The organism is Acinetobacter sp. YH12134 (assembly GCF_013418555.1).
Taxonomy (GTDB): Bacteria; Pseudomonadota; Gammaproteobacteria; order Pseudomonadales; family Moraxellaceae; genus Acinetobacter; species Acinetobacter indicus.
The window spans coordinates 103,791-125,703 of sequence record NZ_VPBT01000005.1 but is presented as its reverse complement, the minus strand read 5'-3'; the positions used below and the strand labels follow the sequence as shown (position 1 = coordinate 125,703).

The window sequence follows — 21,913 nt, the reverse complement described above, 5'->3', positions numbered from 1 at the left end:
ACATGCAGAACTACAGTTTAAAATGGCGGCTGGTCAGCATGTTTATGATGGTGTTTCTTAGCCTGTGGAGTCTGGTGTTTTGCTGGCTATATTATGATTTGCAGCAGCGGCTGCAAGATACGCTGGATCAGCGCCTGTTTGCCTCTGCACAAATGGTGGCGCGGCTGATTCAGCATTTGCCGCTCCAGGAAATTAATCCCGATTCCTTAAAACAGGTGGCCGAACAGTATCATGCGCAAAACCTGATTGCCTGTGAAGTGTCGGTGTTTAGTTCGGATATTACCTTGGGACCGTATGTGGTGGCTCGTACCCGCGGTGCGCCGGTGCAGCTGACCGGACAGCAACCGGGTTTTAGCACCTGGCAGGAAAATGGTGTGGAATGGCGCAGTTATGTGCTGCGTAAAGGCGACATTCAGGTGGTGGCCGCAGAACGGCTGGTGCTTAGAGCCTCTTTATTGCAACAGATTCTGCAATCGGTGCTGATTCCGCTGGTGTTATCGCTACTGATCTGTATGGCGCTGGTGATTCATATTTTGCGTAAAGAATTCCGCCCTTTAGATGATATGGCCCAGCAACTGGCAGATAAACAGCATTCGCTGTCAGATGCGGCGCATTATCTGCAACATCTGGATGCGCGCAAAATTCCCAAAGAAGTCCAGCCTTTTGTCGATAATTCCAATCAGCTGATTCAGAATCTGCACCATAGTCTGGAAAATGAAAAACTGTTTACCGCCTATGCCGCGCATGAACTGCGTAGTCCTTTAACTGCAATTAAAACTCATGTACAACTCAGCCGGATGATGGTTGAACAGAATCCGGCGCAGGCCAGCAAGCTGATTGAAAACCTGAAACAGGCCGAAAACAGTATCTGGCGCTATCAGCAGTTGCTGGAACAGTTGTTATTACTGAGCCAGACCGATCATGACGCTGCGCAAGCCGCCCCAGATTCGGAAACCACCGAAGTCGCACCAGTTTTGAGGCAAGTGATGGAAGAATTAAGTCCGGTTTATCCACATTTAAATAGCATATTGCAGGTCGATTGGGAAAGTCTGCAGACCCTGCAACTACCACCGCTGAGCTTGCAGACGATTCTGAAAAATCTGCTGGAAAATGCCCTGCTACATGCCCAAGGTTTAAGCCGAATTGCAATTACCATGCATAATCAGCAACTGCTGGTACAAGATGATGGTCAGGGGCTGACTGGCGCTGAACTGACCCAGATGACCCGGCGCTTCTGGCGTAAATCTGCCCAGCAACAGGGTCATGGTTTAGGGCTGGCTTTGGTGAAAGCGCTGCTCCAACATCATCACTACCAGATGGATTTAAGCCTGAACCTTCCTCAGGGTTTAAGCATTCGCATTCGGCCGGAACAGCCCTCTTCCACGCTCAATTAAAGGGTTGATGCTTGGGGACTAGATTAGAAGCTATATCTTAAGCCCCAAACCGCCTGATTTTTCTGTTTGATTTTACTGCGGTCATAGCCACCAAGAATGAAATCGGAAAAGACATTCACATTCGGCGCAACTGCATAATCCAGCCCGACCGAGGCAAAACGAAAAGCGGTATCGGTCTGGGTATCTAAAAATTCCTGACCTTCATATTTGCCGGAGTCATTAAAATAGGAACCGGCAACGGCCAGATTTCCAGTTAATTTGTCGCTGAGCTGATGGGCATAGTTCAGGCTGACATAGGTATCCCCCTGATTCATATACACCACATCATATAAATAGGTCGACACACCAAAGGTTAGTGTAGCCTGATCATTCACATTCTTGCTGACACGCAGGCCCAGTTCATTGGAGGTGGTACTGTCCCCACCCGGATAATAATAGGTCGCATTCCACAGATCCCAAGTGAGGCCTTTAAAATCTGACACATGCCCGACAATAAAATCATGTTCCATTTTATCGGTGCTGTATTGCCGGCCTTGTTGTAAATCGCGGTATGAATAACCCAGTGTACTGCCCCAATAAGCAGCATAAAAATTTCCGTAACCCAGGGTTAAAGAGGCCTGCAAAGCCAAGTCTTCATTTTCTGGTGCATTGGTCAGACCGCGCGACACATATTTAGATACTGCGGTCAGCTGACCAGACACATCAATAGAGGAAGAGGATGCATCATTGGCCCAGCTGGACATGCTGATACATGACAGACACCCGGCGGCGACCACTGTTCTTGTAAATGGAATCATTGTTTTAAAATTTAACCTGATTAAATGTAAAAAATCCCAGCCAACCATCGGACCGTGAGCTGTGCGGATGGTTGGGTATCTGGTTTTAACTAAGAAAAAGGATGTGTATAAAAATCCACATCAAAATGATCTAAGAGATCAAAGCGTTCTGTCGCGGCTAGATTGACCGGACTGGCGTATTGGCCCGGTAAAATGGCGCCGTAGATTTGGCCAGCGCCGGTTTGGCACGAATATGATCGGCCAGTTTTTCGGCCATCATAATGGTGGTGGCATTCAGGTTGCCGGTAATAATCAGCGGCATGATGGAAGCATCAATCACTCGCAGGTTTTGCAGCCCATGTACCCGCCCGTAGCCATCGACCACCGCCATATCATCTTCACCCATTTTGCAGCTGCAAGATGGATGGAACGCAGTTTCAGCGTGGTTACGGATAAATTCGTCCAGCTCGGCATCGCTTTGTACCTGTTTGCCCGGGCTGATTTCTTCGCCGCGATAGGCATCTAAAGCAGGTTGATGCATGATGTCCCGGGTAATGCGGATGGCATCACGAAACTCGCGCCAGTCCTGTTCGGTACTCATATAATTGAACAGGATACTTGGATGCTGAAACGGATCTTTGGAGCGCAGTTTGACCCGCCCACGAGATGGAGAGCGCATAGAACCAACATGCGCCTGAAAACCATGCTGCTGAATGGCATTACTGCCATTGTAGTTAATGGCGACCGGTAAAAAGTGATACTGGATATTCGGCCAGGCAAACTCATCGGAGGTGCGGATAAAGCCACCGGCTTCAAACTGGTTACTGGCACCCACACCCTGACCTAAAAACAGCCATTCTGCGCCAATTTTTGGCTGGTTATACCATTTTAAGGCGGGATATAAGCTGACCGGTTTTTTGCACTGATACTGCAAATACATTTCCAGATGATCTTGTAGGTTTTCACCTACGCCCGGTAAATCATGAACCACCGGAATCTCCAGGCTTTTTAGATGCTGGGCATTACCGACACCGGAACGCTGCAGAATTTGCGGGGAAGCAATGGCACCCCCACAGAGCAGCACTTCTTTTTCTGCAAAGACTTGCTGTGGCTGCGCGGTACTTTGTCCCTGAAAATATTCAACTCCCACCGCCTGCTTGCCATGAAATAGAATTTTATTGGTCATGGCATGGGTGCGAATGGTTAAATTCGGGCGTTGTCTGGCCATATCCAGATAACCACGCGCCGTGCTGGAACGGCGTCCCTGTGGGGTTACGGTACGGTCCATCGGGCCAAATCCTTCCTGCTGATAGCCATTTAAATCATCGGTACGTGGATAGCCAGCCTGTACCGCAGCATCGACCATGGCATGAAACAGCTCGTTATTTCCGGCTTTCGGGGTGGCGACCTGTACCGGACCACTGTCGCCATGATAGTCATTGCCGCCAATATCACGGGTTTCGGCCTTTTTATAATAAGGCAGGCAGTCGGCATAGCTCCAATGTTCCAGTCCTTTCAAACTGGCCCATTGTTCCAGATCCATCGCATTGCCGCGGATATAACACATGCCGTTAATCAGGGAGGACCCGCCCAAGCCTTTACCACGACCACATTCCATGCGGCGATTATTCATATACGGTTCCGGGTCGGTCAGATAAGCCCAGTTATAACGCCGGCCCTGTAAGGGATAAGCCAGCGCGGCAGGCATCTGGGTACGAAAATCCAGCCGGTAGTCCGGCCCACCTGCTTCTAGGAGCAACACCGTCGTGTCCGGATCTTCAGTTAATCGAGCCGCCAGCACATTCCCAGCAGAACCTGCGCCAATAATAATATAGTCATAGTTCATGCAGCATGATCCTCCCTTAAGCTGAAAATACAGACTGGAAAGGACTCAGTTCCACCTGAACCGATTTGGTCTGGGTATAGTGCTGTAAGGTCACCAGACCATTTTCACGGCCAACACCGGACTGTTTATAGCCACCAACCGGCATTTCTGCCGGAGATTCACCCCAGGTATTCAGCCAGCAAATCCCCGCTTCAATCTGATGAATAATGCGATGGGCACGGCTTAAATCCGGACTGACCACACCAGCAGCCAGACCATAGGTGGTGGCATTGGCTCTGCGGATTACTTCATCTTCGCTGTCATAACTTAAAATACTCATAACCGGGCCAAAAATTTCTTCCTGAACAATGCACATTTCATCATGACAATCAGTAAATACTGTGGGTTCGACAAAAGCCCCGTGCGCAAATTCAGCTGCCGCTGCGCGCTGCCCGCCTGTTAACAGACGAGCGCCCTGCTGTTTGCCCAGCTCAATGTAATGCAATACTTTTTCCATATGGGCAAAGCTGGATAGTGGCCCGAAATTAGTGTTCGGGTCTAAAGGCTGACCCATGCGCACATAGGGAATGCGCTGCAGAATCTTTTCTTCAAAAGCGGCTTTTAATGCACTAGGAATAAACACCCGGGTTCCATTGGTACACACCTGTCCAGAACTGTAGAAATTGGCCATCATGGCAATATCGGCAGCCAGATCCAGATCGGCATCTTCACAGATAATTAACGGTGATTTTCCACCAAGTTCCATGGTGACTTCTTTTAAGCTGGACGCCGCCGCCTGTGCCATTACTTTTTTACCGGTACTCACACCGCCGGTAAAGGATACTTTGGCAATCTCCGGATGCTCAGTTAAATAGCTACCCACATCGCCACCACCGGTCACCACATTAAAGACGCCGTCCGGTACTCCGGCTTCACTATAAATTTCGGCCAGTTTTAACGCGGTAAGTGGGGTAATTTCACTGGCTTTAAACACCATGGCATTGCCTGCGGCCAAGGCTGGTGCAGATTTCCATAACGCAATCTGGATTGGATAATTCCAGGCGCCAATACCGGCCACCACACCAAGCGGTTCACGGCGGGTATAAATAAAAGAACTTTCTCTTAACGGAATTTGCTGGCCTTCGAGTGCTGGTAAAATGCCGGCATAATATTCCAGCACATCGGCCCCGGTTACAATATCGACGCTGCGGGTTTCACTTAAAGGCTTGCCACTGTCCAGGCTTTCAATTTCTGCCAGCTCATCATTGCGTGCCCGTAAAATGGCTACGGCCTGATTTAAAATGCGGGAACGCTGCATGGCAGTCATGGCGGCCCAGGCTTTTTGTCCCTGTTTGGCAGACTGTACTGCCCGATCAACATCGGCCTGGTTACATGCTTGAATGCTGGCCAACACCTCAGCATTGGCCGGATTAATACTTTGGAATGTTTCAGAGGATGAAGCATCGACAAACTGACCGTGAATATAGGGTCGTTGTGTATTGAATTGCATCAATCGGTTCTCCTCGTAATTTAGTGAATATTGAGTTGCTGACGGATATAGTCGGCACAAATCTGAATAGGTAAATCGGCATCCAGTTCAGTGGTCATTAAGGAACCGCGTAACCAGAAACCGTCAATCAGTGCGGCCAGCCCCTGTGCGGCGCGTTCGGCCTGATCGCGGTCCAGCTGTTTGGCAAACTCATGCTTGATATTGGAATGCAGGCGGTAATGGTTAACCTGCTGCAAACGATGCAAGTCAGGTTGATGCATACTGTTGGCCCAGAATGCCAGCCAGGTTTTCATGGCCGCTTTGTCAGTCTGTTCGGCCGAGAAATTGGCACGCACAATTGCAATCAGGCGCTGCTCCGGCGTGTTTTCTGCGGCATTTAAACTGGCCGAAATGGCATCGCCCAGCTGTTGCAGCAAATAACGCATGGTCGCTTCAATCAGGCCATGCTTGCCCTGAAAATAATGACTGATGATGCCTGTAGACACACCTGCCCGCTGGGCAATCTGGCTGATAGACGCTTCAGCAAAACCCAGTTCATTAATGGCAGATAAGGTGGCATCAATCAGCTGTTGACGACGAATCGGTTGCATACCAACTTTAGGCATAAGATCGACCTGACTAATAAAAATCATGCACAAGGCAAGGTAACATATAAAAACGTTATTTTAATTGAACGTTCAATTAAAATAAATTATAGTCCCGTCTGCTTCCTGATGTACAGCTCAGTTTGTTTTTCATTTGCAAATGTTTGTAATGAGAGCCATGCCTATAGTCTGGTTAAGCCAAAACACACTGCGCTGTAGATCCGAATTAAAAAAATATGGTCACAGATTTATGCAAAAGAAAACTGAACAGACGACCGATAGTCTGAACAAAGTTGTCTTTTTTCTTTCGGCAACACTTATCCTGCTGTTTTCGCTGGTTACGATTTTATTTAATGACCAGGCGAATCAGCTCATTACCCAAATCTTGAACTGGGTCAGTCGGACCTTTAGCTGGTATTACCTGCTGGCGGCCACCTTATATCTGGTCTTTGTACTGTTTATTGCCCTGTCGCGTTATGGCGACATCAAATTAGGTCCCAAACATTCCAAGCCGGAATTTAGCCTGCTGAGCTGGTCGGCAATGCTGTTCTCGGCCGGAATCGGGATTGACCTGATGTTCTTCTCGGTGGCCGAACCGCTGTCTCACTATATGAATCCGCCTGTCGGCGAAGGCCAGACTTTTGAGGCTGCGCGCCAGTCAATGGTCTGGACCCTGTTCCACTATGGATTAACTGGCTGGAGCATGTATGCCTTGGTTGGCGTGGCTTTGGGTTATTTTAGTTATCGTTATAACCTGCCGCTAACCATCCGCTCGGCACTTTATCCGATTTTTGGCAAGCGTGTTAATGGCTGGATTGGACATAGTGTTGATACCGCGGCCGTTTTGGGCACCATTTTTGGTATTGCCACCACCTGCGGGATTGGTGTGGTTCAGCTCAACTACGGCCTGCATGTACTGTTTGATGTGCCAGAAAACCTGCTGATCCAGTCGGCGCTGATTGCCGTTGCAGTCATTATTACTGCAATTTCAGTGGCTTCTGGGGTAAATAAAGGCCTCCGGATTCTGTCTGAAGTCAATATTTATGTGTCGATTGGTCTGCTGCTTTTTATTCTGGTGATGGGCAATACCGAGTTTTTACTGGCAGCGTTAATCCAGAACTTTGGCGACTATATTAGCCAGTTCCCGCAACTGTCCTTAACCAGTTTTCCGTTTCAGCAACCGAAAGAATGGATGAACAGCTGGACCCTGTTTTTCTGGGCCTGGTGGATTGCCTGGTCGCCGTTTGTCGGCCTGTTTCTGGCGCGAATTTCCCGTGGCCGGACCATCCGTGAATTTGTGGCCGGTACCTTAATTATTCCCCTGCTGTTTACCCTGACCTGGCTGTCGATTTTTGGAAATAGCGCCCTGCACAGCGTGATTTTTGATGGCAATACCCAGCTGGCCACCACCGTATTGGCCAATCCGGCACATGGTTTCTATGACCTGCTTGCCCAATATCCGTGGTTCCCGTTTCTGGCCGGCGTCGCCACCATTACCGGTTTGCTGTTTTATGTGACTTCTGCCGATTCAGGGGCACTGGTGCTGGGGAATTTCACCACCAAATTTAGCAATATTGAACATGATTCGCCGCGCTGGTTAAGTGTCTTCTGGGCGCTGGCGATTGGTTTACTGACCCTGGCGATGCTGATGGCCAATGGTGTGACCGCGCTGCAAAACACCACCATTATTATGGGACTGCCTTTTAGCTTTGTAATTTTCTTTGTGATGGCGGGTTTGTACAAGTCATTAAGACTGGAAGATTTTCGTCAGGCCAGTACCAGCATGAATGCGGCACCTGTAGTCGGTAATGTCGACATCTTTAACTGGAAAAAACGCCTCAGCCGGGTAATGTTACATGCCAATTTATCGCAAACCCAGCAAATGCTGGAAGAGGTCTGTAAACCGGCAATGCAGGCGGTGGCCACAGAATTCATCAACAAAGGCATTCAGGTCGATCTGGCGGAAAAAGCCCTGGATGATGAACCGGAACTGTCACATCTGGATTTAACCATTCAGCTGGATGAAGAAGAAAACTTCGTTTACCAGATCTGGCCAATCCGTTATGACACACCCAACTTCAGTTCACGCGGCAAACGCACCAAGAAATACTATTACCGTCTGGAAACCTATCTGTTTGAAGGCTCGCAAGGCAATGATCTGGTGGGTTATAGCAAGGAACAGGTCATTAACGACATTCTGGATAAATACGAGCGCCATTTGATGTTCTTGCACATCAACCGGATTAGTCCAGGCAAGCGCCCGCTCTTTCCAGACCCGGATCAATAAGGAATCTGTAGGATGTCTGAATCGCTTCACGCCTTTGCACTGTTTTTCTCATTATTAAACCCGTTTTTAATGAGTATTTATATGCTCGGCATTATCCGTAATTCCGAGACCCGAGTGTTTAATCGCGCCCTGATTCAGGGCAGTTTAATCAGCTTTGTGGTGTTTATTATTTTCGCCAAAACCGGTGAAGCCTTTTTTCATGATGTCCTGCATGTCCGTTTTGAATCTTTCCAGATTTTTGGCGGGATTATTTTTCTGGTGATTGGTTATCGCTATGTGTTTGAAGGCGCCGATACCATTGGGGTGATGCGCGGTGCGCCACATCATTTGGCCGGCACCATTGCCATGCCGTTTATGATTGGCCCGGGAACCATCAGCGCCGCGGTCATTACCGGAATTCAGCTAAGCCTGTGGCAACTGGTGCTGGTGATTTTTGTGACGCTATTTCTGACCTGTAGCCTACTTATTTTAATGAAATATGCGCATGATCATTTGCAGCATAAACATTCCAATTATATTGATTTGTATGTCGATATTGTCGGGCGTCTGGCCGCCTTGCTGATTGGGACCATTGCCATTGATATGATTGTGACCGGTGTCAGCGGGATTATGCAGAGTTAAAATAACCTGAGTTCGATGAAATCCACTTAGCCTTTTAGCATATTTTGGAAAGTTGGCTTATTGGGGTTCAAACAATAAAGCAGATTTCCAGAATGGAACGATCATTTAGCAATAAAATATTTGAAGAATCTAAAACCGGATTGATGAAATAAAATGACAATGGTCATTGCTTCAGACAAGCTTAAAGCTGACTTTTTCAACCTGGTTTTTTGGTGGTGTTTCAAAAAGTATGCTGAAAAAAACAGGTTGGCTTTTGATAAGATAGTGAGATGCAAATAACACTAGAAATCAAATGTCCAACCTGTCTAAGTGACAGTATAAAGAAAAATGGCCTCAAACTATATGGCAAGCAAAACTATCAATGTGAATAGCCACCAAAATTCTAGACACACATAATCATCTTTTGATGGGCCTTTTCATAATCTAATAGAGAACGCTGACCATTGGAACCATATCTGCGTTTTGAATTGTAGAACATCTCAATATATTCAAAGATATCCGACCTTGCTTCAGTCCTGGTCGCATAGATTTTCTTTTTAATTCGTTCCCGCTTTAATAGCTGGAAGAAGCTTTCTGCAACAGCATTGTCATGGCATGAGCAGTGTACTGCGCAAGTCGACGACTCATACTACTTTCAAGATTATGATGCTTGAGAAATGTCTACCATTCATGACTGGTGTATTGGCTGCCTTGGTCAGAATGGATTAGGACTTTGTTCTTTGGGTTTCTTCGCCACAAAGCCATCAATAACGCATCTAAAACCAGATCTGCCGTGATTCTGGATTTCATAGACCAGCCAACAACAAGACGTGAAAACAGGTCAATCACAACTGCGAGATATAGCCACCCTTCATAAGTGCGGATATAAGGGTGAGATTCCTTTGGTCTACTCACCCGTATATTCAAACTCATTCAGACTGGGTCTATACCGCCTTTATTATTGATGTGTTCTCACGAGCAATTGTTGGATGGAAAGTATCTACACGGATGAATACAGATATGGTGCTCGATGCACTTGAGCAAGCATTGCACGATCGAGGCATGCCAAAGAATGTGATTCATCATTCCGATAGAGGTGTGCAATATCTTTCGATTCGCTATACCAATCGTTTAGAAGCAGCAAATTTACGAGCATCAGTCGGTACAACTGGTGATTCATACGATAATGCTCTGGCTGAAACGGTGAATGGCTTATACAAAACAGAGGTGATTGAATATTTAAAAGCAGATTGGCAAGGTTTAGCAGATGTACAACTTGCGACACTAAACTGGGTAGATTGGTTCAATAAAAAGCGTGTACACAGTGCACTGGGTTATGTATCGCCTTTTGAGTTTGAAGCAATGTACTATGATAAGATTAACCCGTTAGGTCAGGTGACCTAACTTAAATAAAAAAGTCTCCGACAAACCCGGTACGGTTCAGATAGGCTTGTGCAACAAAGCCATACAGATGTAAAAGAAACAATACTATAACTTTACACTAGTTCTATCTGCGAACCTTTGATTTTATACTAGCCGGATAACATCACCGGCTTTAAATCAGTTTAGCGACTTTATGAACTTAAAGAAAAATAAAAGACAGCTTGTCTGGGGTTTAAATCTGCTTGCATCGATGATGTATGGCAGCTTTGCTCATGCGCAGAGCATCAGCTTTCAGGACGCTGAACGTCAGTTGTTGCAAAATTCTTATAGCAGCCAAGCCTATCAAAGTCTGGAACAGGCTTCAAAACTTGAAGCTGAAGCAGTGGAAGGTATAGGTCTGCCACGAGTCGACCTGAATGTTCGTGCCTATGCCTTTCACAGTGAAGTCGATATTCCATTAAAGCAATTTAAAAATAATCTGGAGAATTCACTCTCTCAAGGCGTGAATGGCCGGCTTAATGAGTGGGAGGCCAGTAATGGCGTGGATCTACCTGCAGGTATTACCGATCCACTGCGTGATGGACTTAACAATACTATTCATAGCGGAGTTGGTCTGATTCCGGATACGTCTAATGTCATCCTTGAAGATCAGGTGATTCGCCCGACGATTTCAGTCATGATGCCGCTTTATACCGGTGGGCTGACAAGCAGCGCTAAAGAAATCGCCAATATTCAGGTCGGTCGTAGTCAGCTCAGCAACAAACAGCAGCAAGACACGCAGCGTTTTGAACTGATTCAAAGTTATTTTAATGTACAGCTCCAAAAGCAACTGCATGCAGCTGCGCTGTTTAATCTGAATGCCATGCAGCAGCATTATCGCAATGCCTTAAAGATGGAACAGCAAGGTTTTATCAGTAAAGGGCACCGCATGCAGTTTGAAGTGGCACGCAATAATGCCGAGCGCAGCCAGCAAAATACACAGGCCAATTTGAATGCTGCCCTGTTCCAGCTGAATAATCTGCTTCAGGAAAGTAGCATCACCGAACTTTCGACGCCTTTATTTGTCAATAAAACCGAGCCACAGGCCTTAAATCATCTGCTGAAAACCTTTAGTCAGAACTCTGCGCTGATTCAAAAAATGCAGCTGGATACTCAATTAGCTCAAGCCAATGTCAAAGCCCAGCAAGCAGCTAAAAAACCGAATGTTTTTGCTTTTGGTGAATATAGTCTGGATCAAAATGAAAACTGGATTGTCGGAGTTGCCGCACGCTATAACCTGTTTTCTGGGATCGATAAAAACAAAAATATTCAGGCTGCCGAACTCAAACGCTCTGCCACAGAACTGCTCACTGCACGCACCCAGCAGGAAATTGAAAATCTGATTTATAAATCTTATAGCGAAGCACTCAGCGCACAGCAAAGTGATGCACTTCTGGCACAAAATTTGAAAGCCGCACAGGAAAATTTACGCATCCAAGAATTGTCCTTTAAAGAAGATACGGGCACCGCCATACAGGTCATCGATGCACAAAATGTGCTGAGCGGACTACGAGCCGAAACTGCCTTGAATGCTTACAAATATGTGATGTCACTGGCCACACTATTACAAAGCCATGGCTCGATTGCAGAATTTCCGAACTACATCCAACATACCAACACTCACTATATTCGCTAATGGAGCCGAACATGAACGAAGATCAAAAACCCAATGATCCTGTGAATGAAGCGGCTTCATCCAGCGATACAGAAAAATCGCCTGCGCAACAGGTAGAAACAAAAACTGAAATAGAAAACAACGCGACGACTTCGACCGAGCAACAACAAGCTCCTGAAATCGCTAAAAAGAAAAAATATTTATTGCTCGCCCTGATTCCAGTTCTGCTGGCAGTCATCGCATTTGGATTATGGAAAAGCTACCAACCGGCTCCGCTTGAATTGCAGGGTCGTGTAGAAGCTGAAACAGTTCAGGTGGCGACCAAAGTGCCAAGCCGTATTGAAGAAATTTATGTAGAAGAAGGTCAGCGAGTCAAAAAAGGCGATGTGCTGGTGCGCTTAAACAGCCCGGAAATTCAGGCCAAAAAACAGCAAGCCGCAGCGGCTTTACAATCTGCGCTGGCCTTACAATCGACTGCTGAACGTGGCTCGCAAGAAGAAAATATCGCCAGCCTGTATGCCAACTGGCAATCGCTGAAAGCACAGCAAAATTTAGCCAAAGTTTCTTATGAGCGTGGTGCAAATTTATTTAAGGAAGGTGTGATTTCACGCCAGCGCCGTGATGAATTGTATGCAGCCAGTCAATCAGCGGCACAAATGACAGAAGCAGCGTATCAGCAATACGCACGTGCCAAACGTGGCAGCACCTCGCAGCAAAAGAGTTCTGCCGATGCACAAGTAGATATTGCCCAGGCTGCGCTGGATGAAGCCAATGCATTAGAGGCAGAAACCCAATTAGTAGCACCTGTAAACGGAACGGTGTCTAAAACCTATGGCAAAGTCTCGGAGCTGGTAGCCACCGCAGTCCCTGTGGTCAGCCTGATTGAAGATCAAATGTGGGTGAGCCTGAATATTCGTGAAGACCAATATGCCCCGTTTCAGAAAATGAGCAGTATTGAAGGTTATATTCCCGCCCTAGATAAAACCGCCACTTTTAAAATCAAACAGATCAGTGCCGAGGGTGAATTTGCCACCATTAAAACTACACGCCAAACCGGCGGCTATGATGTGCGAAGTTTTAAGCTGCATCTTGTACCCGCACCAGCGATTCCTGAACTGAAAGTCGGGATGAGCGTGTTATTTAAACTGAAAGAGACCCTATAATGTGGACGGGTATATGGCGCGAACTGCGCTATCTGCTCAGCGAAAAATGGGATCTGTGTCTGGTCACGCTGGCACCTGCACTGGTGATTATTTTATTCAGCAGCATGTTTGCTCAAGGGAAACCGGATCATTTACCGATTGCGATTATTGATCAAGACCAGAGTGCGCTGAGTCAAAGCATTTATCAGCATGTGGCCCTGAATCATACTCTTAAAATTGCTACAGTGTCGGAGCAAACAGCTGAGATTGAGCGCCTGCTAAATCAAAATAAAATTTGGGGTTATATCCATATTCCAAGCGGTGCTGAGCAACGTCTGGTTCGTGCCCAGGATGCTGACATCAGTATTGCTTTTAACCAGAGTTATTTCAGTATCGGAAATACCATTTCCTCTGCCATGCTGGTCAGTACCCTGCAAGCACTCGCTGAATTTAGCGGAGAGCAATATCTGGGGAATCGACTACCCTCTCTCGAAGCACCGTCACCGCATATCAAAATATCACCGCTGTATAATCCGCAACTGAATTATGAACTCTATCTGGAACCCTATGTCATTCCGGCAATTCTGCATTTACTGCTGTGTTGTTGTGTAGCATTTTCCGTCGGTCAGGAACTGAAGCGGCAGACCTTAACAAGCTGGATCAGCAACTCGTCCATCTGGATAGCATTACTATCTAAGAACATGGTCTATGTGGCTATTTTTAGTCTATGGACCTGGGTCTGGATGTTCTGGCTGATTGAAATTCGCGGCTGGTTTGTCGCCGGCTCGCTCGCTCTGATTCTATCGGCACAATTTCTGCTATATAGCGCCTATGCATTTTTAAGTAGCGCAGTGGTTCTGGCGACCAAAGATTTAAGCAAATCTTTCGGCATCATTGCGGTCTATGGCGGTTCATCTTTGAGTTTTGCCGGTGTGACTTTACCTTTAAATAATGCGCCCCTATTCACCCAGTTTTGGGCCAATATTATTCCGTTTACTCCCTATGCCAAATTACAAACTGAACAATGGGTGATTGGTAGTCCATTGCATATTTCACTGCAAGCTGGATTGATGTTGCTGATCTATGCTTTGGCTTATGCTCTGCTGGCTTATCTATTTCTTAAAAAAATCGCCAAAGGAGCAGTCCAATGAAGTCCCTTTGGTTTTACTATCTACAAAGCTTCAAAGATATTGTCAGTCACGGCACGATCTTTACCACGCTGATTCTATCTGTCTTGTTTTACAGCTTTTTTTATCCAACCGCTTATCAGGCACAGCAGGCTGAAGCCTTACCGATTATTATTGTCGATGAAGAACAAAGTAACTTAAGCACCCGTATTATTGGTCAGGTGGCACAAAGCCCCAATGTGGAAATTGAGGCGATTACCGGCAATTTTGCCGAAGCCAAACAATGGGTTGAATCTCAAAAAGCCGATGGCATTTTACTGCTACCGGACAATTTATCGCAAAGCTTAAGGCATGGTGAAACAGGCGGCATTGGCCTGTATTTAAGCACAGCCAACTTTTTAGTGACCAAACAAATTGGTCTGGGCTTAGCCACATCGGTTGAGCAAACTTTGGCAGACTATACTGAACGCTTTGGCGAGGTCTCGGACTTTTCACCTGCCCTTTCTGTGCATCAAATTCCTTTATTTAATCCGCTATCCGGCTATGGCAGTTATGTCTTTCCTGCGGTTGCACCTTTAATTATCCACCAAACTATTCTTCTGGGTTTGAGTATGCTGATTTTGGTATATCGGGAAAGAAAAATAGAATTAAACACAAATGCATTGATTGGGATGTGTTTAGCGGTCTTTACTATTGGCTGTCTGGGATGTTTCTATTTATTCGGCTTTAGCTTCTGGCTATTTGATTATCCGCGCGGTGGCAACCTGCTCGGGATGCTGCTGGCTGTTGCGGTTTTTATCTACACGATAATTGGCATGACCTGCTTATTTGCTAGTTTTCTGGATCTGCCGGAACGTGCGGGGCATGTCATTGTATTCACTTCTATTCCACTGTTCTTTTTATCTGGTGCGGCCTGGCCGCATGCTGCAATGCCTATCTGGATGCAAGTCGTTGGCGAAATCCTGCCTTCCACCCAAATTGTGCAGATGTTTATTCAACTCAATCAGATGGGTGTACCTACAGAGCTAGTCTTGCCTAAATTGCTTTATCTCGGAATGATCGGCAGCTTGTGCTTTTTCTTGGCTTATCGACGTTTAATTTCAAACTGTGGAACTTTCTAGCTTGTATATTATTGAACCTGTAAATAATTTTATGTAATTGCTTTTGATAAATTTAAAGGTGATTGCTTCACTGGTCACCGAATTCAATAATAAATCGGCTCACGGCTAAACGCCAGTCACGAATATAGGAATAGAATCTGGCTATCTATTTGCGTGATACTGGTCTGATTCCTTTTAGTAAGATGTGGCTCAAATGTACCGTCACGATCTCATGGTGCGGTGGTTCTTAATCTCCCCCATGACCGCTATATTAACCAAGGGGGTCAGTTTTACACTGCCGCTAACACGAATTACCCGAATATGTAAGGTAATTCCGATGAGCCAGAACGAAGCTTCTGGCTCATTTACCCAATCCTGAAGACGTTATGAATAACTCTTCACTTTAATTTTGTAGGTAATCCCAGTTCCTTCGGGAGCTGGGATTAATACATTTTAAGCGCGGATTTCATCATCAAAATGGGGCTGTATTGAAACGACAATCGCTGAGCCAAGTGGCTCTGATTTTATAATCAGTCCAGCATTCAAAAATCACTGATTTAATTTAAACACTAAACATCAACGCCAAAGACAACAGCAAGCATAAAAATAACATAGCTGAAACCGCCTGCCAGAATCTAACAGGATTTTTATCCAGCAAGGAAGACTGAACCGGCTTTAAAAAATACCGGTTAGGATGCTTAAGGTCATACAGAAATTCTGACAATACCTCATAGCGTTCATTTGGCATCAGGGCCAGGGCCTTATGCAAGGCTCCATCAATCCACACCGGAATATCTGGCCGATATTCTAAAATTGAATGATAACGCACCGTTTTTAGCTGTTTAAGCGTCTGACAACGCGCCAGTTCGGTGCCATAGGGTAACTGTTTGCTAAGTACATAATACAGTACCACGGCCAGTGAAAACTGGTCTGAACGGGTGGAAACCGGCCGCGAGCAAAAATATTCCGGCGCCATAAAGGCCAAGGTGCCCAAAGCCGCGGCATGTTGCGGCTGTGATTCGGAAATCCCCTTGACCAGGGTTGCACCAAAATCAATCAGTTTTAGCTCTAACTGTGCATTCAGCATGATATTTTCAGGGCGAATATCCTGATGCAGCATGTCCAGCCGGTGAAAAGCCTGCAAACCTTTAATGATCTGTTCCGTAATCTGGATGGCGGTTTCAAGCGCAATCGGCTGGCGCTGCTGATGCAGCCAGGTATTTAAGGTCTGGCCAGATAAATATTCATAGGTTTGAAAATAATAAGATTTACTGCGCTGATGCGGATAGGCCGCTAACACCTGTGGATGCTGAATCCGTTTTGCTACCCACTCTTCCAGTAGAAAACGCTCCAGCGCTTGTGCATCCTGAGTTAAGTCCAGTGCTGGAATTTTAATGACCAGTTGCTGCTGCCGCGTCTCATCCCAGGCCAGATATAAACGGCTACGATGGTTCTGGTGCAGTACATTTTGAATCCGGTAGCCTTCAAACTGCTGACCTATGCTTAAATCCGGGGCCAGACTTAGCTGGTTGTGACTTGGCTGAAATTGTGACTGGGCCTGTTGTGGCAGCTGCTGTACCTGCACAATTTGCAGGGTTAAATTGTCAGGACTGCCCTGCGCATCGGCCAGATGGACCAGCATTTCTGCTACCTGGTCAAGATCTAAAGTTTCGGGGCTGTGAAGTGCCTCGATAATTTGGCTGTCCGACAGATATTCATATACACCATCGGTCATCAACAGGAAAATATCATCCTGTGCCAACGGCAGACTTAAATAATCCACCTCTACTTTCTGCGCCACGCCCAAAGCCCGGCTTAAATAGCTTTCCCGGGAAGATAACCAGACCCGATGGTCAACACTGAGCTGTTCCAGCTGCTGCTCACGCAAGCGGTAAATACGGGCATCACCAATATGAAACAGATGTGCGGTCTCATGTTTGAATACCAGCGCGCTAAAAGTGCAGACATAGCCGCGGTCTTTATCGACACGGCCCTGACTTTGCTGGGTCTGGGCATAGAGCCAGGAATTGGTGGCACGAATCACCCGATCGACCGAAGTTTTGACACTCCAGGAATCGGGCGTCGAAAAGTAATCGGCCAGAAAACTGGACACTGTGGTTTCACTGGCGATATGACTGACATTGCTGCTGCTGATACCATCGGCAATGGCACAGGCAATGCCCTTTTGCTGTGCCAGATAGCCCTCCGGAACGGCCGCGCCGTGAAAATCCTGATTGCTCTCTTTGCGGCCGGCAGCACTATATTGCCCAAGCCGAATTTGAAGTGAAGTCTGGTGTGAAGATGGCAAAGTGGACATGCGCTGTTCTCAACTGGCTGGAATCTTCCCTGATTCCTGAATTCATCCTGTGTGCTTAAAACTTAGAACTCGCGTTTTGGTGCAGTGCGGACATGCGTGGTATAAAGCGCAAGACCAGTTAAAGCCAAACCACCTACCAGGTTCCCCAGCGCTACCGGTAACTCATTCCAGATAAAGTAGTCCATCACCGAGAAATCGCCGCCCATCATCATCGCAAACGGGAACAGGAACATATTCACCACCGAATGTTCAAAGCCCATGGCAAAGAACAGCATGATCGGCATCCACATCGCAATAAACTTGCCACTAACGGTGGTCGACATCATCGCGCCAATCACGCCAAGCGACACCATCCAGTTACAGAGCATGCCGCGAATGAAAATTGTGATCCACCCAGCTACGCCATATTCTTTGTAGCCCAGCGTCCGGTCTTCACCAATATGTGCAATCGCCAGACCGACCTTGTTCGGTTCGGTTGAAAAGCCGTAGGTATAGACTGCCGCCATCATCACCGCCACAATCAGGGCGCCAGTGAAGTTGCCGACAAAGACCACGCCCCAGTTTTTCAGGATTCTGGCCCAGGTCACGCCCGGACGTTTATCTAGCCAGGCCAATGGCGTCAGGACAAATACCCCGGTCAGCAGGTCATAGCCCAGCAGATACAACATACAAAAGCCCACCGGGAATAATAATGCACCAATTAAAGGCACGCCGGTTTGCACTGCAATGGTGACTGCAAAAACCGCTGCCAGCGCCAGAATAGCCCCGGCCATGGTGGCGCGGATCAGCACATCACGGTTTGCCATATGTAGTTTCGATTCACCGGCATCCACAACTTTGGTTGCAAATTCGGAAGGTGCAAGATAAGCCATTGCGAGTACCCCTCAACGATTGAAATTTAGCGGTGAGATGATTTGCAAATAAAAAGCGCCCAAGACGACTTTCACGTCTTAGGCGCCATTGCCTGAATCATCTAACATGTTTTAAAAATTTATGGCGTCGTTGCCATCAGTTCAGTGGAGATACAGCAAGGAACGTACCAACTTTGGGTGAAAGATAAATTTACGCCACGGGCAGATTCAAGATCTGAGCTAATTTTAAGCTGGCATACATTGTGCTTTTCCCTTCTCAGTGTTTTAGCCATAAGCAGTTGAGGAAATAGATATGATTAGCCACCGCCAGCAAGTGACAGACATGATTTTATCTGCCAAGGTACTGAACAATATTCAATGGTCCAGTGTGGCGCAGGAAATTGGTTTATCCAAAGAATGGGTGACGGCAGCCTGTTTGGGGCAAATGGCATTGAATAAGGAACAGGCCGAAAAGATTGGTCAGATATTTAACCTGAGTGATGAAGCCGTGGCCTGGCTGCAAATTGTGCCGTATAAAGGCTCCCTGCCGACCAGCGTTCCGACCGATCCTTTAATTTACCGCTGGTATGAAGTGGTGAATGTCTATGGTTCTACCATTAAAGAGCTGATTCATGAAGAATTTGGCGACGGGATTATGAGCGCGATTGATTTTAGTATGGATATTCAACGCGAAAGCCATGAAAATGGCGACCGGGTAAATGTGATGCTATCCGGGAAATTTTTGCCCTATAAATCCTATTAAGATGAGTTTGTGTTGAGCTTAAAACTCTAAGCAATCACAAAAAATCTGCGCTTTATCTTATTCACAAAGATGATCAACCCAAGATCAAAACCACATTCATTCACCCATAAAAATAGGCCTAATCTTCCCGGACAAAAACGATTGCTGTTTTATCCGGTCAGATTAAGCCTATGGTTTAGGCTGTGCTAGTCCGAGGTAAAGCGTCCATAACGGTCGCGTTTACGCGTGCTCGAAGATGAGCTGCGACCACGGCGATCGTCGTCGTTTATATGACTTCTGGCGCCGGCACGACGTGCTTCTTCTGACGTAAACTCATGTGCATTGCCACTGGCATGGGCTGCGCGGCCGGCTTCACGCGCTTCTTCGGATGTAAATTCATGCGCATTGCCGCTGGCATGGGCTGCACGCCCACCACGACTGGCAATTTCTCTTTGTTCATCTGGATCCATACTCGCAAATTCACGATTTGAAGTACCCTCATTACGTGTATTGGCCATGATTCACCCTTCCTGTTATTTATTTTGATTGTCGATGTTGCGACTCTTTTAAGGTAAGAGGGCTTTGTTGCATAAATATGTAAGCATCTGATTTAAATAAATTTAATTTTGGATCAAAAAACAATCAAAACTTTTAAAATCATATAGTGATGAAATCTTTATGCAACAAAGCCAGATAAGAGTGAAAATTAAAATAAACAGCCGCGCTTTGTTTCAGATCATTGGAATGTAGCAGGTCTTTTTTATTTTAAAAAATTAACAAGCTGTATTTAAAATAGTAAAATTTTATTCTTTTAAATATATTTTTTAATTTTTTTTACCATCTTTATATTTCAGCTGTTGTTATTTACAAAATGAAATAGACTTCTTGCGTTAGTCAAATTTTAAGCAGCAAAAAGCTATATTTTATGAGGTTTTAGCCAATTCAAAAATTAGATAAAACTATACTTTCGCAAGAGGTCTAATAATAGACGCGTTAAGATGAGGTGGTTTATTTTCTTAATAATAAAAAATATTTAAATAGAGTCCATAATTTTTAAATATATTCTTTAGTCCCTTGATTTCACTTTTTATTGTCTTATGAGTTGCGGCTTATATATAAAAAAAGCCAGTCAGTGAGCGCTGACTGGCGAAAAGGAAGACACAGATAAGTAGCTGAATGTCTGATTTAGTCGACCTGGGTAAAGCGATTTAAAACAGCAATCGACAGCAGCAATAAGGCCACCAGCGCAAAGACGGTGCTCAGGCCAATGGCTTCACTTAGGAAACCGACCAGCGCCGGGCCACTTAATGAACCGCTATAGGCAATGGTCGATACCAGCGATAAAGCAGCCGCTTTAGGCATAATATTCTGACGTCCGACACGGGAGAACATCACTGGCACAATATTGGAACAGCCAAAACCGAGTAAGGCATAACCCAGCAGGACCACCGCCCAGTGCGGCGCCATCACAATAATGCCTAGACCCAAGGCCGCACACAGCGCGCTATAGGTGATGATGTTTTTCTCGCCCCACATTCTCAATAAGCGACGTCCGGAAAAACGGCCGATGGTCATGGTAATGGCAAAGAAGGTATAAGCCAGACCGGCAAAAGAAGCCTCCATCCCAAAGTTGCTAACCAGATAAATCCCGCTCCAGTCCATTGCCGAGCCTTCCGATAAAAAGGCAATAAAACAGACCAGACCAATTAACAGGATCATTGGGCTTGGGCGAAATTTCTGCTTCGCTGGTGGTGCATCTTCTTCTGTAGTTGGGTCCGATTTTTTCTCAATTTCAGACAGGCTATTGGGAACGGCCAGAATGGCAATAAAGGCCAGCACCGCGCTCATGATTAAAGCGCTCATTAGCGGTGAAACACCCAATGACAGCAGCACAGTCACAGTCAGCACACCAAGTAAACCACCCAGACTGCACATACCATGGAAGCTAGACATCATATTTTTCAGGCTGTTCTTTTCAACAATCACCGCCTGTAAATTAATGGCCACACCAAATGCACCCACCGCAGTACCAAAGATAAACAGCACAATCGCCATGCTTAAGGCGGTACCAAATACTGTCAGTAACGGCAGAATAATCATCGCTGCAACCAGCGCAACCCCGATTAAAATACGGCAGCCAATACGCTGGATTAACAGACCGGCCGCCGGCATGGCCAGCATCGATCCAATCCCCATACAGAGTAGCAACAGGCCAAAGTCTGCATGGTTTAAAGAAAGACGTTGTTGTGCAAATGGAATGAGCGGTGCCCAAGATGCCGTACTTAAACCCAGGCCAAAAAAGCTGAGTTTCGTTGCCAGACCTTGTGCATTGAGCTGGGCAGATGCATCGACGACTGTGGTTTTGGAAAACAACATGTATGTGCCACCTTCTAAAAACAGGGCATCCCATTCCAAAAAATTGTCCATAGAAAAACCCCTGCACACTTATAGGAAAATCCATAAACTTGCAGGGGCTTTTGTTGGCGGAATTATACATAATTCACAGCACTGTACAGCCCTTTTTTGTCTATTTTACAAACAATTTTGTAATGACAAAAAGTACTTCATTTTTCTCGCTTTTTTGAAAAATCTCAGCTGCAATATTTTCATATAATCATTTA

The 21,913-nt window shown here is 46.2% G+C and carries 15 protein-coding genes and 5 pseudogenes; 10 read left to right on the top strand and 10 right to left on the bottom strand.

The annotated features are described in order from the left end of the window. Positions 1-2 precede the first annotated feature (2 nt). Positions 3-1,394 (top strand): ATP-binding protein, encoded by a 1,392-nt coding sequence (locus FTU69_RS05590; protein WP_180088433.1) that lies wholly within the window; start codon positions 3-5, stop codon positions 1,392-1,394. Positions 1,395-1,417: 23 nt separating this feature from the next. On the opposite strand, the gene FTU69_RS05585 is transcribed toward FTU69_RS05590, so the two are convergent. From FTU69_RS05585 to betI, 4 genes are all read right to left on the bottom strand, one after another. Beyond that, entirely contained in the window at positions 1,418-2,191 is a 774-nt protein-coding gene (locus FTU69_RS05585) for a hypothetical protein (protein WP_005177899.1), read from the bottom strand. Between the two features lie 157 nt (positions 2,192-2,348). Further along, positions 2,349-4,016, bottom strand: a complete 1,668-nt coding sequence (gene betA / locus FTU69_RS05580) for a choline dehydrogenase (protein ID WP_168395996.1) — start codon at positions 4,014-4,016, stop codon at positions 2,349-2,351. 16 nt (positions 4,017-4,032) lie between these two features. Beyond that, complete coding sequence (gene betB / locus FTU69_RS05575) at positions 4,033-5,508, bottom strand: betaine-aldehyde dehydrogenase (RefSeq protein WP_171526855.1); 1,476 nt, start codon at positions 5,506-5,508, stop codon at positions 4,033-4,035. A 17-nt stretch (positions 5,509-5,525) separates the two neighbouring features. Further along, entirely contained in the window at positions 5,526-6,110 is a 585-nt protein-coding gene (gene betI, locus FTU69_RS05570; RefSeq protein WP_168400231.1) for a transcriptional regulator BetI, read from the bottom strand. 229 nt (positions 6,111-6,339) lie between these two features. On the opposite strand from betI, the gene FTU69_RS05565 reads away from it, so the two are divergent. Both FTU69_RS05565 and FTU69_RS05560 read left to right on the top strand, forming a co-directional pair. Beyond that, positions 6,340-8,376, top strand: coding sequence for a choline transporter (locus FTU69_RS05565; protein WP_005177908.1), 2,037 nt, complete (start codon positions 6,340-6,342; stop codon positions 8,374-8,376). A 12-nt stretch (positions 8,377-8,388) separates the two neighbouring features. Then, positions 8,389-8,997, top strand: coding sequence for a MarC family protein (locus tag FTU69_RS05560; protein ID WP_180088431.1), 609 nt, complete (start codon positions 8,389-8,391; stop codon positions 8,995-8,997). A 78-nt stretch (positions 8,998-9,075) separates the two neighbouring features. Here FTU69_RS05560 and FTU69_RS14925 read toward each other — a convergent pair. Continuing rightward, positions 9,076-9,212, bottom strand: a pseudogene (locus FTU69_RS14925) (IS982 family transposase); the annotation flags it as partial. A 54-nt stretch (positions 9,213-9,266) separates the two neighbouring features. Between FTU69_RS14925 and FTU69_RS05555 the strand changes: the two are divergent. Next, positions 9,267-9,365, top strand: a pseudogene (locus tag FTU69_RS05555) (IS1 family transposase); the annotation flags it as partial. Positions 9,366-9,379: 14 nt separating this feature from the next. Here the strand turns inward: FTU69_RS05555 and FTU69_RS05550 are convergent. Beyond that, a pseudogene (locus FTU69_RS05550) lies at positions 9,380-9,864 on the bottom strand (IS3 family transposase); the annotation flags it as partial. Between the two features lie 27 nt (positions 9,865-9,891). On the opposite strand from FTU69_RS05550, the pseudogene FTU69_RS05545 reads away from it, so the two are divergent. From FTU69_RS05545 to FTU69_RS05525, 5 genes and pseudogenes are all read left to right on the top strand, one after another. Further along, positions 9,892-10,380, top strand: a pseudogene (locus tag FTU69_RS05545) (IS3 family transposase); the annotation flags it as partial. A gap of 172 nt (positions 10,381-10,552) precedes the next feature. After that, positions 10,553-12,034, top strand: a complete 1,482-nt coding sequence (locus tag FTU69_RS05540; protein ID WP_180088429.1) for a TolC family protein — start codon at positions 10,553-10,555, stop codon at positions 12,032-12,034. Positions 12,035-12,045: 11 nt separating this feature from the next. Beyond that, a complete protein-coding gene (locus FTU69_RS05535; RefSeq protein WP_168407211.1) occupies positions 12,046-13,176 on the top strand; it encodes an HlyD family secretion protein in 1,131 nt (376 codons plus the stop codon). Next, the gene (locus FTU69_RS05530) at positions 13,176-14,306 is read left to right on the top strand and encodes an ABC transporter permease (protein WP_075166622.1); all 1,131 of its coding nucleotides are present in this window, start codon (positions 13,176-13,178) and stop codon (positions 14,304-14,306) included. Before FTU69_RS05535 ends, FTU69_RS05530 begins: the two co-directional genes overlap by 1 nt. Beyond that, positions 14,303-15,403, top strand: coding sequence for an ABC transporter permease (locus tag FTU69_RS05525; protein ID WP_180103581.1), 1,101 nt, complete (start codon positions 14,303-14,305; stop codon positions 15,401-15,403). Before FTU69_RS05530 ends, FTU69_RS05525 begins: the two co-directional genes overlap by 4 nt. 541 nt (positions 15,404-15,944) lie before the next feature. Here FTU69_RS05525 and FTU69_RS05520 read toward each other — a convergent pair. Further along, positions 15,945-17,699, bottom strand: coding sequence for a bifunctional protein-serine/threonine kinase/phosphatase (locus tag FTU69_RS05520; RefSeq protein WP_180103580.1), 1,755 nt, complete (start codon positions 17,697-17,699; stop codon positions 15,945-15,947). 62 nt (positions 17,700-17,761) lie between these two features. Further along, the gene (locus tag FTU69_RS05515) at positions 17,762-18,571 is read right to left on the bottom strand and encodes a formate/nitrite transporter family protein (RefSeq protein ID WP_005178046.1); all 810 of its coding nucleotides are present in this window, start codon (positions 18,569-18,571) and stop codon (positions 17,762-17,764) included. Positions 18,572-18,863: 292 nt separating this feature from the next. Here FTU69_RS05515 and cynS point away from each other — a divergent pair, with 292 nt between their 5' ends. After that, positions 18,864-19,313 (top strand): cyanase, encoded by a 450-nt coding sequence (cynS, locus tag FTU69_RS05510; RefSeq protein ID WP_127801684.1) that lies wholly within the window; start codon positions 18,864-18,866, stop codon positions 19,311-19,313. 209 nt (positions 19,314-19,522) lie between these two features. On the opposite strand, the pseudogene FTU69_RS05505 reads toward cynS, so the two are convergent. Then, a pseudogene (locus tag FTU69_RS05505) lies at positions 19,523-19,810 on the bottom strand (KGG domain-containing protein); the annotation flags it as partial. 667 nt (positions 19,811-20,477) lie between these two features. Further along, positions 20,478-21,719 (bottom strand): MFS transporter, encoded by a 1,242-nt coding sequence (locus FTU69_RS05500; protein ID WP_180103578.1) that lies wholly within the window; start codon positions 21,717-21,719, stop codon positions 20,478-20,480. Between the last annotated feature and the right edge of the window lie 194 nt (positions 21,720-21,913).